Annotated in this window: 13 protein-coding genes; 8 read left to right on the forward strand and 5 right to left on the reverse strand. The window is 64.8% G+C overall.

Annotated elements, in window-relative coordinates:
* Positions 1-3: 3 nt before the first annotated feature.
* Genes KXR83_RS03885 through KXR83_RS03895 form a run of 3 tightly spaced genes read right to left on the reverse strand, consistent with a single transcriptional unit; the run spans position 4 to position 4,043 of the window.
* On the reverse strand, positions 4-1,359 hold the full coding sequence (locus KXR83_RS03885) for a hypothetical protein (protein WP_437423673.1): 1,356 nt from the start codon (positions 1,357-1,359) through the stop codon (positions 4-6).
* Between the two features lie 36 nt (positions 1,360-1,395).
* Entirely contained in the window at positions 1,396-2,736 is a 1,341-nt protein-coding gene (locus KXR83_RS03890; protein ID WP_437423674.1) for a hypothetical protein, read from the reverse strand.
* Entirely contained in the window at positions 2,733-4,043 is a 1,311-nt protein-coding gene (locus tag KXR83_RS03895; protein ID WP_437423675.1) for a glycosyltransferase, read from the reverse strand. Before KXR83_RS03895 ends, KXR83_RS03890 begins: the two co-directional genes overlap by 4 nt.
* Positions 4,044-4,183: 140 nt before the next feature.
* Between KXR83_RS03895 and KXR83_RS03900 the strand changes: the two genes are divergently transcribed.
* Both KXR83_RS03900 and KXR83_RS03905 read left to right on the forward strand, forming a co-directional pair.
* On the forward strand, positions 4,184-5,461 hold the full coding sequence (locus KXR83_RS03900; protein ID WP_437423676.1) for a glycosyltransferase: 1,278 nt from the start codon (positions 4,184-4,186) through the stop codon (positions 5,459-5,461).
* The gene (locus KXR83_RS03905) at positions 5,458-6,333 is read left to right on the forward strand and encodes a glycosyltransferase family 2 protein (protein ID WP_437423677.1); all 876 of its coding nucleotides are present in this window, start codon (positions 5,458-5,460) and stop codon (positions 6,331-6,333) included. Before KXR83_RS03900 ends, KXR83_RS03905 begins: the two co-directional genes overlap by 4 nt.
* Positions 6,334-6,376: 43 nt before the next feature.
* Here KXR83_RS03905 and KXR83_RS03910 read toward each other — a convergent pair whose 3' ends face one another.
* Complete coding sequence (locus KXR83_RS03910; RefSeq protein ID WP_437423678.1) at positions 6,377-7,234, reverse strand: ABC transporter permease; 858 nt, start codon at positions 7,232-7,234, stop codon at positions 6,377-6,379.
* The gene (locus KXR83_RS03915; protein ID WP_437423679.1) at positions 7,234-8,232 is read right to left on the reverse strand and encodes an ATP-binding cassette domain-containing protein; all 999 of its coding nucleotides are present in this window, start codon (positions 8,230-8,232) and stop codon (positions 7,234-7,236) included. Before KXR83_RS03915 ends, KXR83_RS03910 begins: the two co-directional genes overlap by 1 nt.
* A gap of 52 nt (positions 8,233-8,284) precedes the next feature.
* On the opposite strand from KXR83_RS03915, the gene KXR83_RS03920 reads away from it, so the two are divergent.
* The 6 genes from KXR83_RS03920 (at position 8,285) to KXR83_RS03945 (ending at position 14,550) form a co-directional block, all read left to right on the forward strand.
* Positions 8,285-8,626, forward strand: a complete 342-nt coding sequence (locus tag KXR83_RS03920) for a hypothetical protein (protein WP_437423680.1) — start codon at positions 8,285-8,287, stop codon at positions 8,624-8,626.
* A gap of 210 nt (positions 8,627-8,836) precedes the next feature.
* Entirely contained in the window at positions 8,837-10,279 is a 1,443-nt protein-coding gene (locus KXR83_RS03925; RefSeq protein WP_437423681.1) for a condensation domain-containing protein, read from the forward strand.
* Between the two features lie 46 nt (positions 10,280-10,325).
* Complete coding sequence (locus KXR83_RS03930) at positions 10,326-11,783, forward strand: condensation domain-containing protein (RefSeq protein ID WP_437423682.1); 1,458 nt, start codon at positions 10,326-10,328, stop codon at positions 11,781-11,783.
* On the forward strand, positions 11,764-13,107 hold the full coding sequence (locus KXR83_RS03935) for a condensation domain-containing protein (RefSeq protein ID WP_437423683.1): 1,344 nt from the start codon (positions 11,764-11,766) through the stop codon (positions 13,105-13,107). Before KXR83_RS03930 ends, KXR83_RS03935 begins: the two co-directional genes overlap by 20 nt.
* Before the next feature lie 112 nt (positions 13,108-13,219).
* Positions 13,220-14,125 (forward strand): sulfurtransferase, encoded by a 906-nt coding sequence (locus KXR83_RS03940; RefSeq protein ID WP_437423684.1) that lies wholly within the window; start codon positions 13,220-13,222, stop codon positions 14,123-14,125.
* Positions 14,122-14,550, forward strand: a complete 429-nt coding sequence (locus KXR83_RS03945) for a SufE family protein (RefSeq protein ID WP_023961605.1) — start codon at positions 14,122-14,124, stop codon at positions 14,548-14,550. Before KXR83_RS03940 ends, KXR83_RS03945 begins: the two co-directional genes overlap by 4 nt.
* Positions 14,551-14,557 lie beyond the last annotated feature (7 nt).

Genomic DNA, 14,557 nt, shown 5'->3' on the forward strand with positions numbered 1-14,557 from the left:
GCACTACCAGAAGGTGTACGACAGGCCCCACGAGCTGAGCTCCTCACCGATCTGCGTCCGGAGTGTGCCGACATCGCCGAAGTGGTCCGGGTGGATACCGAACACCGTGATGGTCACCTTGTCCCCGTATTCCACCGCCCACGCCGCCACGGCGGGACCTTGAGCACGTCGGTTGGCAATCGGCCGACCGCGGACGATGGCGCGGATTCCGAACGATTCCGCGGTCTCGGTACCGAGCCGGAGCGCGCTGGGCGGCACCAGCCCTAGATTCGAGACGGTGGTGTCGGGGCCGGGCACCGACTGCATCAACTTTCCGATCAGCCGTCCCGGCAGGAGCCGGACGACCGGTTGCATGTTGTCGGCCATCTTGTCCGACTCGGCATCGGCGTAGTCGATGAACGCCTGCTTGCTCAATGCCCGGATGTCGGCCAGGCCTCGCTGGGGGCTGACCGGTCCGTCGATCCGAATCCACACGCCGCCCGAGGCGTTGGCCCGTTCGTCTCCGGCTTCACGTTTGCTGACCGCCATGCACACCCGGAGCTGTTCGGCCACCGGAAGTTCCGTCCGCTGGACCAGTCCGGCAAGTACGGCCGTGAACAGGCTGTTGGTGGTCCCTCCGTGCTCTCGTGCGATGCCGGCCCACCGCTCGCGATCCACATCGAGGATCACCAGGGTGGTGTCCGGGCCGGGCGCATCCGGTGATGTGTTGGTCGACGGCGCTGCACGTCGCGACGGGCTCGGCGTCTTCGTCTGATTCCGCAACGCACCGCCGAGAATCCTGAGCGCCCTGGCCGCAGCCAACAGCTGGCCGGCGGCATCCACCACGTCCGCTCGACGGCCACTGCGGCCCCCGGTCTCCGCATCCGTGGGCAACCGATTCTGCGACGTGCCCGCCTGGGCCGCCGCCAGTGCCGCATAAACCCCCTCGCCGTCAGAGATCATGTGTGACACCAGCAGTGACAGCACCAGCTTGCCCGACCGGGTCCGCGCGGCGTCCAACCTCCAGCCCCGGCCCGCTGCGGGCGCGAGTTCGCCCTCACGCACTCGCGTGTCTAACCAGGAGGCGATGTCGTTGTCCCCGATCGGCTTGTCGTCGATCACCACGTCCGGGACGTCGTCGGCCCGAACCCACCGGTCACGTGCGAACGGAACTGTCGCACAACGCACTTTGCGGTTGAGCGGGCCTGCCGACAGCTGATCTCGCAGCCGTAGCACCTCTGCGACGCCCGGGTCGGAGGTGAACACCCACAGGAACTGGATCGGCGCGCTGAGCCCGAAGAGCCGTTCGGCGAGATGGTAGGACTCGTCGGGTCCGGTGACCCGATCGAAACCACCGACGAGACGTTCGGTCGTCGTCATTGTCGCGCCCTCTCGTTGTCCTGGATCATGTGCCTGTCACCACAGCCGAAACGGCACACCCCACGCCCAGAGTTCCTCTGCGAGAAGGCGGCCCAGTTCTGCGCTGTCGGCGATGTGCATCTCGTCGAACGCCGCAACGGAAAAGTTTGTGGTTCCGCCGTATTTGAGTAGCCATGACTGCACGCCGTCGCCGAAGCGGTAGGGCAGTGCCGCATCCACTCCCTGCGCGATCCCCCGGAAGGCAACCCCTGATGCCGCCACCCCGCCGACGTCGGTGAGCTCTGAAGTGAACGCTCCGAGGTTGGAGGCCACCGCGTCGGGCATCCCATCGCCACTGCTCACCACCTTGATGATCAGCGACGAGGGCAACAACCACATCAGCGGCTGGAGATGGATCATGGCGGGTCGACGACCGGCCCCCAGGCCGGTGAACGCGGCCTTGCACTGTTGCCGGATGTGACCCAGCGTCCCGCCGGGAACAGGTTCGTCGGCGAGTGTCACCGACACACCCGCAGTCGCGTTCGCCCGGTCGTCACCGTCTGTCCGCTGACTGACGGGAATGCCCACCTTGACCGGGACACCGAGTGGGGCATACCCGCTCGAACGCAACACTCCGGAGATCACGGCGATGAACAGCGAGTTGGCCGTACCGCCGTGCTCGGCAGCGACTTTGTTCCACACGTCCGAGTCGACACTCACCGTCGACCAGGAGGCGTGCGCACGGGGCGCACGTTCGTGCATAGGCGGGCGCGGCTCTCGGTCGATCGCCGGGCGCTTGCCGAACATCGATGCACCGCCGGCCGCGGCTGCGCGCATCACTCCCCCGATGGCCGAACCGATGTCGGACAGCAGATCCACGCCGTCGTCGATCAGTTGCCGACGTGGACCGACGGCAGATACCCCTGAGCACAACGGTTCTGGCCTGCGGTCAGTGAACGCGTCGACAGCCGCACCGACCATGTTCTGTCCGTCGGTGACAAGGTGAAGAGCGGTCAGCGACAACGCAAATCCGCCCTGTTCGGTGAACACCCCACGTAGCTGCCACGGTGGCCCCGCCAGCGGGTCGAGTGGCACCGACTCGAGTTCGGAATCCGCCCAGGCCCCCACCAGGTCCGAGTCGATCGGCGTGACATCGATGATCACATCAGGGTGCGTGTCCGCCCGCACCCATCGCGGGCGGACACCGGGCAACCCGGAGACGGCCACGAGTCGGTTCAGCGGGCTCGATGCCAGATTCTTGTTGATCGCGGCCAGAGCCTCCCGGCCCGGCGGCCGGTCGAATGTCCAGACGAGCTGCAGCACCACGGACCAACCGAGTTCCCGATGGAGAAACCAGTACGTGAAGTCCCCGGCCTCGAGCCGGCGCGTACTGGTCATCGACTCGTCACCACGGCCGGCGACCAGTCGGCGACCGATGCCTCGATCAAATCAGCTGCAGCCGTCGCTGCCTTCTCCGGCGAGATGAGTTGTGCAGCCATTTCGTTCGCGCGCCTGGTGTACTCCGGATCGAGGACCGTACGGAGCCGATCCTCCAGCGAGTGCGCATCCAACTGCGACAGCGTCATCGCGGCACCGACCCCGAGACGCTCGAGTTGAGCGCCCCAGAACGGCTGATCCGAACCCACCGAGCAGACCACTGCAGGTTTCGCCGCGCGCAGCGCGGCCGATGTGGTTCCAGCTCCTCCGTGGTGGACCACTGCCTTACACGCGGGCAACACAGTCCGGTGGTCGACTTGTCCGACGATGCGCACGGTGTCGTCGGAACTCACGTCGAAGTCGTTCCACCCGGCACTGACCACGGCGCGCTCACCCAGGCCCCGGCACGCCCGTCCGATTGCCGTGACCAATGCATCGGGATCCTCCACCGGCATACTCCCGAACCCGAAATAGATCGGTGATGTGCCCTCCGCCATCCAATCCCGCAGTCCCTCATCGTCTTCCGACCGTCCGCAGCCGCTGTCCTCCAGACCGACAAAACCCACCATTGGCCGGGCGGAGCCCCACTCCTCGGCGAGGTCTGCACAGAACAGCGGGTCGTACGCCTGTATCTCTCGTGCCCCGTAATTCGTCATCCGACTCGGTAGGTCGCTGCCCGCGCTTGCCATACCCATACGGGCACGCTCCCGGTTCTCCCGCTTGCGCGTCAGGCCCCAGAGCGCGGCGTCGACCATCTTCCAGCTGACCCGGTTGACCAGCGGCGCCAAGGAGAGCGGCGCTCCAGGAAACGGTGAGAAGTACGAGTTCGACCGCACCGGCGCGTGGTGCAACGAAATGAGTGCTATGCCATGGTGTTCGGCGAACAGCAGAGCGACCTGTTCGGTGGTGAACCCGGTGACGATCGCGTCGGCCCCTTCACTCAACTCGGCCATCGCGTTGATCATCTCCACCCAACCGACGTCACGTAACTCGTTGAACGCCTTGAGTCGTGCGACCGGTCCACCCGACCGCACCCGGGTGCGCACCAGCTCGGATTTCATGTGCGCACGGGTGTCGTAACCGAACGGGACAACATCCACCCCGAACCCGGCTGCGAACTCGACCAGATTGGGTGGTGCAGCAAATGTGACGACATGACCGCGACGCTGCAACTCGGCACCGATCACGGCCGCGGGCTGGATGTCACCACGCGTGCCACTGAGCGCGAACAGCAGCCTCACGTCCCACTCCGCATCAGTTCCATGCATACCGATCGTAGGGCAGCGGCAACGCTTGCGCAGCGCCAGAAGACCGGCGTCACATCATCTGCGCGCACGGTAAGTCTGCGTGGCGCTTACGATTTGCCGAACCCACGCCGCCCCCCGATACTGTGCGGACGAGGAGGACCATGAAAATTGTTCTGTCCTGCAACGGCAGCCGGGGTGACGTGCAACCGGCGATGGCACTGGGTTCTGCGCTGGCACACCGAAACCACGAGGTGACCCTGGCCGTTCCACCCAATCTGGTGTCATGGGCGGCCGATTCCGGCCTCGCCACCCAGCCATGCGGTATCGACACCGACGAACTCCTCGGATCAGATCTCGTGACCAGAGACCTCAAATCATCGAATCCCGCGAAACGCCTTCGAGCCGTGTCCGAGATTACGCTGCGCGGCGGAAGTCGGTTACAGCATGATCTGCATGCTGTGGGACAGGGTGCCGATGTGATCATCGGCGGCAGCGCGGGCCAGGAGCGCATCCTCAATGTGGCCGAATCCCTCGGCATTCCGTATGTGCCACTGCACTACTGCCCCATGCGCAAGAACTCGGTGGTCTCCCCGGTCCCTTGGCTACCGCCCTCGATCACGGCGCACAGCTGGACGCTCATCGAGCGCATACTCTGGCACACGAGCGCTTCCACCGAGAACGAGCTGCGCAGTGAGCTGGGGCTCGGCCGCGCGAAGACTCCAACCGCATCGCGCATCGCCGGGCAGGGCATGCCTGAACTGCAGGCCTACGATCCGCTCCTGTTCCCCGGCCTCGGCGACGAATGGGGGCGGAGTCGACCTCTTGTGGGCTTCCTCGAGTACCTGCCTTCTCGGCCAAAACTGCAGAGCGACTGGACACATCGCTCGCTCGTCGACTGGCTCGATGCCGGCCCGGCGCCGCTGTATGTCGGCTTCGGCAGCATGAAGATCGGTGACCCCAGCATCATCGAACACGCAGTCGTCGCGACCGCCGAACGACTGGGGTTACGTGTCCTGCTCGTCGCCGGGGGCAACCATTTCTCCATCGACCCTGCCGACGACCGCTTCTTCGTGACGTCCACCGTCGATCACAAGACCGCGCTTCCTCGATGTACTGCAGCGGTTCATCACGGTGGAGCGGGGTCGACTGCGGCTTCTCTGCGTGCCGGATTGCCCACCGGCATCTGCTGGTTCGGGGCCGATCAGCCCATGTGGGGGCAACAACTCACCCGGTTGGGTGTCGGGGTGTCCACGCCGATCTCGCGCATCGGCTCCGACAAGCTGACGTCTTTGGTCAGTGCCCTCATCGAACCGGCCCGACGCACAGCTGCCCAAGCCATGGCCACCTCGATGATCAAGCCTGAGTGCGCCGCAGCTTCAGCGGTCACGATCATCGAGGAAACAGTCAGCCCGCACCTATCGAACAGAGGAACCAGATGAACTCGAAGATCCTGTCCGTTGTTGTGCCGGCGTTCAACGAAGAGGAAGCGATCGGGCCATGCCTCGACAGCCTGATCGGCCAGCTCGACTTCATCCGCGAGATCATCGTGGTGGACAACAACTCCACCGACAAGACCGTCGACATCGTGTTGTCGTACGCGCAGCAGATCCCAGAGATCTTCCTGATCTCCGAACCGCAGCAGGGTCTGGTGTACGCACGAAACACCGGACTGGACAGAGCAACCGGAGAAGCGATCGCACGGATCGATTCGGACACGATCACACCTCCTCACTGGGCACGGACCGTCGTGGAGTTCCTGCAACACGACACCGAACAGCGTTGGGCCGCACTCTGCGGTCGGGGTGAGGCGTACGGACTGCCGTACGGTGACGCTGTCGAACGCCTCAAGAACCGGTTCGATCCACTCCGCGGTCGTCGTCGACGCCGGCATTCGGTGAAAGACGTACCCGTTCTGTACGGCTCGAACATGGTGGTGCGGCGCGAGACCTGGTACCGGGTACGCGATCTGGTGAGCATGCGCCGAGACGTCTTCGAAGATGTGGACACCGGGCTGTGTGTGCAAGCGGTCGGCGGCAGGAACGCCTTCCTACCCGACATCACCGTCGGGGTCTCACCACGACGGATGGAGTCGAGCATCCCGGCTTTTGTCCGATACATGAGCTACCTGCCACGGACCCTGTTGCTACACAATCGTTATGGGTTCGCCGCCGCGGCCGTGTTGGTCTATCTGCCCTGCGTGACCCTCCTCCACGCCGGCCGACTGCTGGTCATCCGAACCTATGACAAAGAGTCGGACACCTTCGCCGCAAAGCATCTGCTACGACCGGTCACCGATCGGATCGCGCCGTGATCGGCGACCGCGGCCCATTGCTGTCCTGAATGCCTACGGACGCTCAGGTTTTCACCATGTAGACGCGCAGGGTCAGCGGGGCGAAGACCATCAACACGATGAATGCCCCGGCGAGCGCCCATGCGATCTCCGGGCCGAAGTGCCCGTCGACCGCGAGTTCACGGACTGCGGTGACCAGGTGAGAAACCGGATTGACCGACGCGAACGCCTGCATCCACCCGGGCAGGGTATCCACCGGCACAAGAGCGTTGGACACAAACGTCAGCGGCATCAGCACCAGCATCGAGACCCCCTGAACCGTGGACGCCTTGTTCATCAACACCCCCATCAGCGCAAAGATCCAACTGAGTGCAAAGGCGACGACGATGACCAGCACACATCCGGCAAGCAGTCCCGCAATGCTGCCGGGCCGGTATCCCATCGCCAGCCCCACGAGCACGGTCACCCCGGTGGCGATGACATATCGCACGACATCCGCGAGCAGTGATCCGGCCAGCGGTGAGATACGAGCGATGGGTAGGGATTTGAAGCGGTCGAACACGCCCTTGTCGAGGTCCTCCCGTAATTGCACACCGGTGGTAACCGATGCCGCCACCGCGACCTGCACCAGCACTCCCGGGATCAAGATCGGCAGGTAGGCGGGAACGTCTCCGGCGATGGCACCACCGAAGATGCTGGAGAAGAGCACCGTCAGGACGATCGGCAACACAACGACGTCGAACAACTGCTGTGGGTTGTGTTTGAGTTTGAGCAGACCACGACGGGCCATCGTCAGTGCCTGGGATACCGACTCGGAGAACGACACGTGGTCGGCGATCACCCGGTCGGCCAGCAGTGCCGCGACCTTGGGGTCATATCCCTCGACGCAGATCGTGCCGCGCGTGGATGTCTCCGGCCCCATCAGGCCGCGTCCTTCCCCTGGTCCGGTGTCGCTTGTCGGCCGACGTGCGGGCCTTTTGCCTGTTGATTCCCGGTGATCGCGAAGAAGACCTCATCGAGACTCGGCCGCTGTACGGTCATCTCACGCACGCCGACCCCTGCCGCGCGCAGCGCGAAGAGCACCTCGGGTACAGGCTCCATGTCGGCGACCGGTACTGCCACGGACGTACCCGCGATGCTCACCTCCGCGTGGGTGATGGCCCCGACGATCCGGGCAGCGTCCGAAACGGTTGTCGCGTCGATCAGATGGAGCATCAAGGTGGAGGTACCGACCGCCGCTTTGAGGTCGTCGGCCGTGCCATCGGCGACGAGGCGACCGTTGTCGATGACCGCGATACGGTCGGCGAGCTGGTCGGCCTCCTCGAGATACTGGGTGGTGAGCAAGACGGTGGACCCCCCGGAGACGAGTTCCCTGATCGTCGACCACATCTGAGCCCGCGTGCGGGGATCCAATCCGGTGGTCGGTTCGTCGAGAAAGATGAGCGGCGGCCTCGAGATGAGGCTTGCGGCAAGATCGAGTCGCCGTCGCATGCCGCCGGAGAAGTGTTTGAGGGTACGGTCGGCAGCATCCTGGAGACCGAACTCAGCGAGCATCTCGTCGGTCTTGTTCGTGGACTGGGTCTTCGACAAACCCAGGAGTCGACAGAAGATGTTCAGGTTCTCCGCGGCGGTCAGATCCTCGTCCACCGACGCATACTGCCCGGTGACCCCGATCAGCGACCGCACCGCGTTGGCTTGTCGGACGACGTCGAATCCGAACACCTGCGCCCGCCCCTCATCTGGCCGCAGCAAGGTCGCAAGCATGCGAACGGTGGTGGTCTTCCCAGCACCGTTCGGACCCAGCACTGCGTAGACCGTCCCGGCCGGCACCGTTAGATCGATGCCGTCGACCGCATGGAAATCGCCGAAACTCTTCTTCAGACCGGTTGCCTCGATGGCCAGACCAGAACCGACTGCCATAGCGATCTCCCTCATCTGACAGTTGTTGGTGCGTCACTGTTGGTGCATCACGATGATCGCGTTCACGGACAACCTGTTTCGCCGATATCCGGTTTCACCGATGCGGACCAACAGATCGGCAGAACACCGTTCACGAAATCTGTTCCGGCACAGCATCGAGCCGCAGCGCACCCGAGCTGAACCTGAAGGACGAGTAGGGCTGCTATGCGCACCCGCCTGTGACGAACATAGCCTTGTCGAACATCCGGTGGCAACCGCTGCGATGACGCGCGCTTGCGCCATCGTCGAATTCTGCGTCGTCGATAAAACACTGTCCAACAGTGCATTTCACAAGCACGACACACCAGCGACACGTGGTAGCAAAACGATTGGCACGAACTTCGGTCCTGCGTGACGAACACCACGTCCTTTTGCCGAGGCAAAGACCCATATCCAGTCCTAGTGTTGAGGAGCGCAGCGAATACTCCCGCGCATCCGGCGCAGTGCGGCGCCGCCCACCTCTCCTTCTTCCCGCGGGTTCCCCTGTCGTGCGTGATCATCCCGAATCGGATACTGCAACATGGAATTCACTGAGCTGGCTGATTACCACCTACCGTCCGGGCGGGTGACCGAATGGACTCCGAGCACCGAGGGTGACGGCGAGTGTTGGGCGGTCGACAACCGGCCGCTGACCTACGTCCACGAGCACCACGTTGCCCGGGGGCTGGCGTGTGAGACGCGTGCGGTTGACGAATCATCTTGGCTGGGTGGCGTTTTCGAGATTCACGAACGCTACGACGAACGGGCGCTCGCCCGTACCCTGCGTAGCTGGATGCTCCGGCACGAAGCCCTCCGAACCACTGTGGCCACCGTCGTCGACACGACGGGTGCCATCTCGATGACCAGGCTCACCAACGCCGGATGCGTTCTCGACATGCGACCACGGGTGGCCGGGCCCATCGACTCATCCGCAATCCACGACCACCTCACAGGCCTGTTCGATTCGCGGATCTCGGCGCTGCGTTGGCCGCACTGTCTCGTGGCTTCCATCACCGAGGTCGAGGGCGCCCTGCAGGGAGACCGATTCGTCCTGGTGTTCGCGGCCGACCACTCGGTGATGGATGCCTACTCGATGTTGTTGTCCATCAATGAAATACAGCGCTTGTACGCGTTCGAGCTACGCGGGGCAGAGCACCAGTTGCCGCAGATCGGCAGCCACATCGACTTCAGTGTCACCGACCGGCTCGCCGGAGGATGTCTCACCACCGATCATGTGGCGGTACGAGCATGGGACCGTTTCCTGGGCGACGGCACCGGCGCGTTCCCGGCCTTTCCTCTGCCCGTCGAGGCCGCAGGCGCACCGCACGTCACCGACTGTGACATCGCGGACCGGCCACAGGCGGGCACGTCGTCATGGCTTCTGTCGAACGAGACTGCCGCGGTGGTGAACGCGCACTGCAGACGACTCGGGTTCACACTGCAATCAGCCGTCCTCGCTGCACTTGCGACCACCACCCGCGAACTCACCGGCCTCAACACCCTGCGTTTCACCATGCCGGTGCACACGCGTCACGAGTCGCAGTACGCCGAGTCGGTGGGCTGGTACGTGGGCATCATCCCGGTCGAGATCGACATCACCTGTGCACAATCGTTCGCCGACTGCATGTCCGCCGCCGCGGCGGCAATCACCGAACGCAAGGATTTGTCTCGCTACCCGTACCCGCGGGTGGCCGAGTTGCTCGAGAACCGGGCCGTTCCGCGCTTCGTCGTGTCCTACCTCGACGTGCGATTCGTTCCGGGGGCGCACGATTGGGTGCGGTGGCGTGCGCACACGCTGCGCAGCGCGGCCTATTCCGGGGACGAGGTCTACCTCTGGATCTCCAGGACACCCGAGGGGCTGAACATCTCGGCTCGCTACCCGGCCACCGATGTGGCTTCTACAAACGTGGCGACCTTCATCTCGGGTCTCGGTAACCAGTTGGCGGAGCTGACCCAGGAACACCGGTTCCACGCCTCCGCACCTGCCCCGTTCTCCCTGACGTACTCGGAGGACAAGTTCCCCGCGTAGCCCAGTCCCGTCGAACACATCTCCCTCACAGACAAGGAGCCAGGACGTGATCCTCACCGCGATGGATTGGTGGACGCCTGCCCCCGGCGCATTGCTGGAGTGGCACCCGAGTCCGGCGTCGGCGGCGCGAGCGGTGGCCGCACCGACCGCGCCGGGCCCAATCACGTTCTTGCAGGAGAACCACCTTCGCAGTTGCCAGGCGACCGCCGCCGCGGGTGGCGAACACAACGCGTATCTGGGAGCAGCCACCGAAGTGGACGGCCCGATCGACCTTGCGGCGCTCAGTCGGGCCCTGCGCACTCTCACCCTTCGGCACGAGGGACTGAGGACCTGGTTCCGCACCGACGCCACGCAGATCACGCGCATGCTGGTGGAGCCCGACGCGGTCGAGTTCGAAGCGCACAGCGTGGGCGACTTCACCACCCAAACCGAGTTCCGGCGGTACATCCACGCCAGACTCGGCGCCGAGGCCATCTCCACGAGTTGGCCAGGTTTCGCGTTCGGGGCCATCAGCAGACCGGGCGGTTTCACGATGTACTACGGCTGCGACCACGCCCTGTCCGACGGCGCCTCACAAGCACTCGTGCTCGACGAGATCGCCGAACTGTACGAAGCCGAGAAGAACGGGACCGCGCTGCCCCCGCACGTCAGCGCAGCCACGGGGAGCTTTCTCGACTACGCGAGCCTGCAGAACGACGTCGCCGCACGGTTCACCGACGAATCACCGGAGGTCGCGGAGTGGGTGGACATCTTCACCTCCCACGGCGCCGCGATGCCGCGGTTCCCACTCGACCTCGGGCTCGAGCCCGGAGAAACCGCGCCGGTGCGGCCGATCGAGTTCGACCTGCTCGGCGCCGCAGGCGCCGATCGGTTCGAACGCGTGTGCAGACAGTCCGGCGCAGGTGTGATGGGCGGAATATACGCAGCCGCAGCGATAACAGCACTCGAACTCACCGGCCGCACAGACTACTTCGCCATCGCCGTCTTGGGCACCAGGTCGAGCGAGTTCGCGCTGTCACAGGGATGGTTCTGCAACTTCGCACCGGTTGCGTTCGACGTGGCGTCCGCTGGTTCGTTCACCGAGGTCACCGCGGCGGCCCACGCCGGCCACGTGAGGGCAAAACGTCTCTCGTCTGTGCCTCTGCCCGTGGTCATCACCGCACTGTTACGTTCAGGAGTGGATCCCCGTGATGTCGCCGGGACGCCGAATCTCCTGTCGTATCTCGACTTTCGGCGGTTTCCGGGCGATGGCCGGCCCGCGCACGATCGTGGCGTCATATTCACCGGCGAGGGTCGCACCTCGAACGCATCGATGTGGTTCAACCGCGACCGCAGACGGCTCTACCTCGGACTCCAGACCCCCGACACAACAACGGCGCAGCTCGAGATCAAGCGATATCTGCAGCGCCTGTGGGAGGTGATCGACACCGTCGCACGCGAGGGTGACTACGCTGTTGTGAGTACCCCCGTCGAGGAGCTTGCGCTTGCACGTCACCACGATTGACCGCTACTCGCCCGACCCCGGTGTCCTCCTGCGGTGGTCGGTGGACAGCTCCGCGGATCGCGTGGTCGCCTCCGCGGTGCCGCCCTCGTTCAATCAGACCTTTCATCTCGCCGGCGCGGAAGACGGAACCATCTGGCTGGCAGCAGCTTTCGATGTCGATGGCCGAATCGACACCAAAGCGCTTGAGCGGGCGTACCGTCTCCTGATCGCACGGCACGGCACCCTGCACAGCGGGTTCGTCCGAACCGACGGCGGGATAGGACGCGAACTGCACGACGCGTCGCATCTCTCCCTCGTGGCGCGCGCCGGGATCGAGACGACGTCGCCGGCCGATCTCCGCGATCTGCTGTGGAACTCACTCAACGATGCCTGCCACCCGTTCGGCTTTCCGGCCTACCTCTTGGCAGCCATCGACCGCGCCGACCGCTCCACGGTGTTCTGCGGATTCGACCACTCCCACGTGGACGCCTACTCGATGTCGATCATCGTGGGCGATCTGCACCAGCTCTACCACGCAGCCAAGGCCGAACCGGGTGGCTTCATCGCCGACGAGATGCCGATGGCCGGCAACTTCGTCGACTACTGCGCCGCGGAATCCGATGCGGCGCCCATCGGCCGGTCCGACCCCCGCATGAGGGCGTGGCTGGCGTTCTTCGACGAGCACGAGAACACCGCCCCGTCGTTCCCACTCGACCTCGGACTGCTCCCGGGTGAGAAGGCGCCGCAGGCGGTCGACCTACGTCATCTGCTCGGACCCGAGGCCACCGACCGCTTCGACAGCCGGTGTCGGAGCGCCGGGGCGAGCACTTTCGCCGGAGTGCTCTCGGCGATGGCACAGACCGTCCGCGGGCTCGGTGGCGGACCGAAGTTGTCAATGCTCTTCCCCGTACACACCCGACGCTCAGAGCCGTGGCAGAACGCGGTCGGATGGTTCACCACCAATGCACCACTCGAGGTGGTCGCGACCGAGAAATTTGAAGATACCGTCGCCCGCACGGGGCCCGCGTTACGCGCGGCGGTGAAGTTGGGTGAGGTGCCGGTGCCCCAAGTGCTCGAGGCGACCGGCGGTATCCACCGCCGTCGCGATGACATCTTCATGGTCTCGTACGTCGACTACCGGAGACTGCCCGGCTCGGGCACACACGAGGAGATCGGGGCAACCCACATCTCGAATGTCACCACCGCCGACGACGTGCAGTTCTGGATCTCCCGCACAGATCGAGGGCTGGCTCTGCGCACGCGTTACCCGGACACCGAAACGGCTGTATCCGTCATGGGCACCTTCCTCGACGAACTGGGGCGCAGGCTCGCCACCGAGTGGTGACGCGTCCGGCATCAGGGTCCTGCACCCCGTCCACTGCGTCGGTGTTGCCGTCGGCACTACGCTCAGGGGGTACACCCGCACGCATCGTCCAGCCCGATTTGGAGCACCGCACGTGACCGTTGAGATCGACAACAATCCCGGCTTCGCCGACTACGTTCATCCAGAGCGTCTGGTGAGCACCGAATGGCTCAGCGCCCACCTGGGAACCAACGGCCTCAAGATCATCGAATCGGACGAGGACGTGCTGCTGTTCGACATCGGCCACATCCCCACCGCGCAGAAGGTCGACTGGCATCTCCACCTGAACGACCCGGTGACCCGCGACTACATCTCCGGCGAGCAGTTCGCAGAACTCATGCGCAGCAAGGGCATTCGCCGCGACGACACCGTGGTGATCTACGGCGACAAGAGCAACTGGTGGGCCGCGTACGCACTCTGGGTCTTCACCCTGTTCGGTCACGAAGACGTACGACTGCTCGACGGCGGCCGCGACGCCTGGTTCTCGGAGGACCGCGACATCACCCTCGACGTCCCGGTCTACCCGGAGTCCGACTACCCGGTCGTCGAACGAGACGACTCGCTGATCCGTGCGTTCGCCGGCGAGGTGCGCGGAGCACTCGGCACCGAACCACTGATCGATGTCCGTTCGCCGCAGGAGTACTCCGGTGAACGCACGCACATGCCCGAGTACCCCCAGGAGGGTGCGCTGCGTGGCGGACACATCCCCACCGCGGTCTCCATCCCGTGGGCCAAGGCGGCCGCCCCGGACGGCCGGTTCAAGCCGAAGGCCGAACTCGACGAGCTGTACGCCGACTTCAAATCTGACGAACCCACCATCGTCTACTGCCGCATCGGCGAGCGGTCGTCGCACACCTGGTTTGTGCTCACCCATCTGCTCGGGTTCGAGAAGGTACGCAACTACGACGGGTCCTGGACCGAATGGGGCAACGCCGTACGCGCCCCCATCGTGACCGGAACGGAACCCGGATCCGCCCCCTCGACAAGTGGCAAGAGGTGACGGCCGCCCTCGATGAGATCGCCGAGGACTTCTCAGCGCTCACCGACTCCGAGAAGATCCAGCTGCTGCTCGAGTTCTCCGACGAACTCCCCGAGCTGCCGGACGATCTCGCCGAAGCGGCGATGGAACCAGTACCCGAATGCCAGTCGCCGCTGTTCCTCTCGGTGGACGCGAGCAACCGCGATTCGGTGCAGCTGTACTTCAGCGCGCCGCCTCAGGCGCCGACGACACGAGGCTTCGCGTCCATCCTGTACCAGGGCCTCAACGGTGCCGGTGCTGACGAGATCCTCGCCGTACCAGGCGACTTCTACACACGGCTGGGACTGGAATCGGCGATCAGCCCGTTGCGACTGCGCGGGATGTCGGCCATGTTGTCGCGGATCAAGGCACATCTGGGCCCGTCGAGCCCGGTGCCGGGACGATGAGATCGCG

Origin of the sequence: Williamsia muralis, assembly GCF_051487485.1 — a bacterium.
GTDB lineage: Bacteria > Actinomycetota > Actinomycetes > Mycobacteriales > Mycobacteriaceae > Williamsia > Williamsia muralis_B.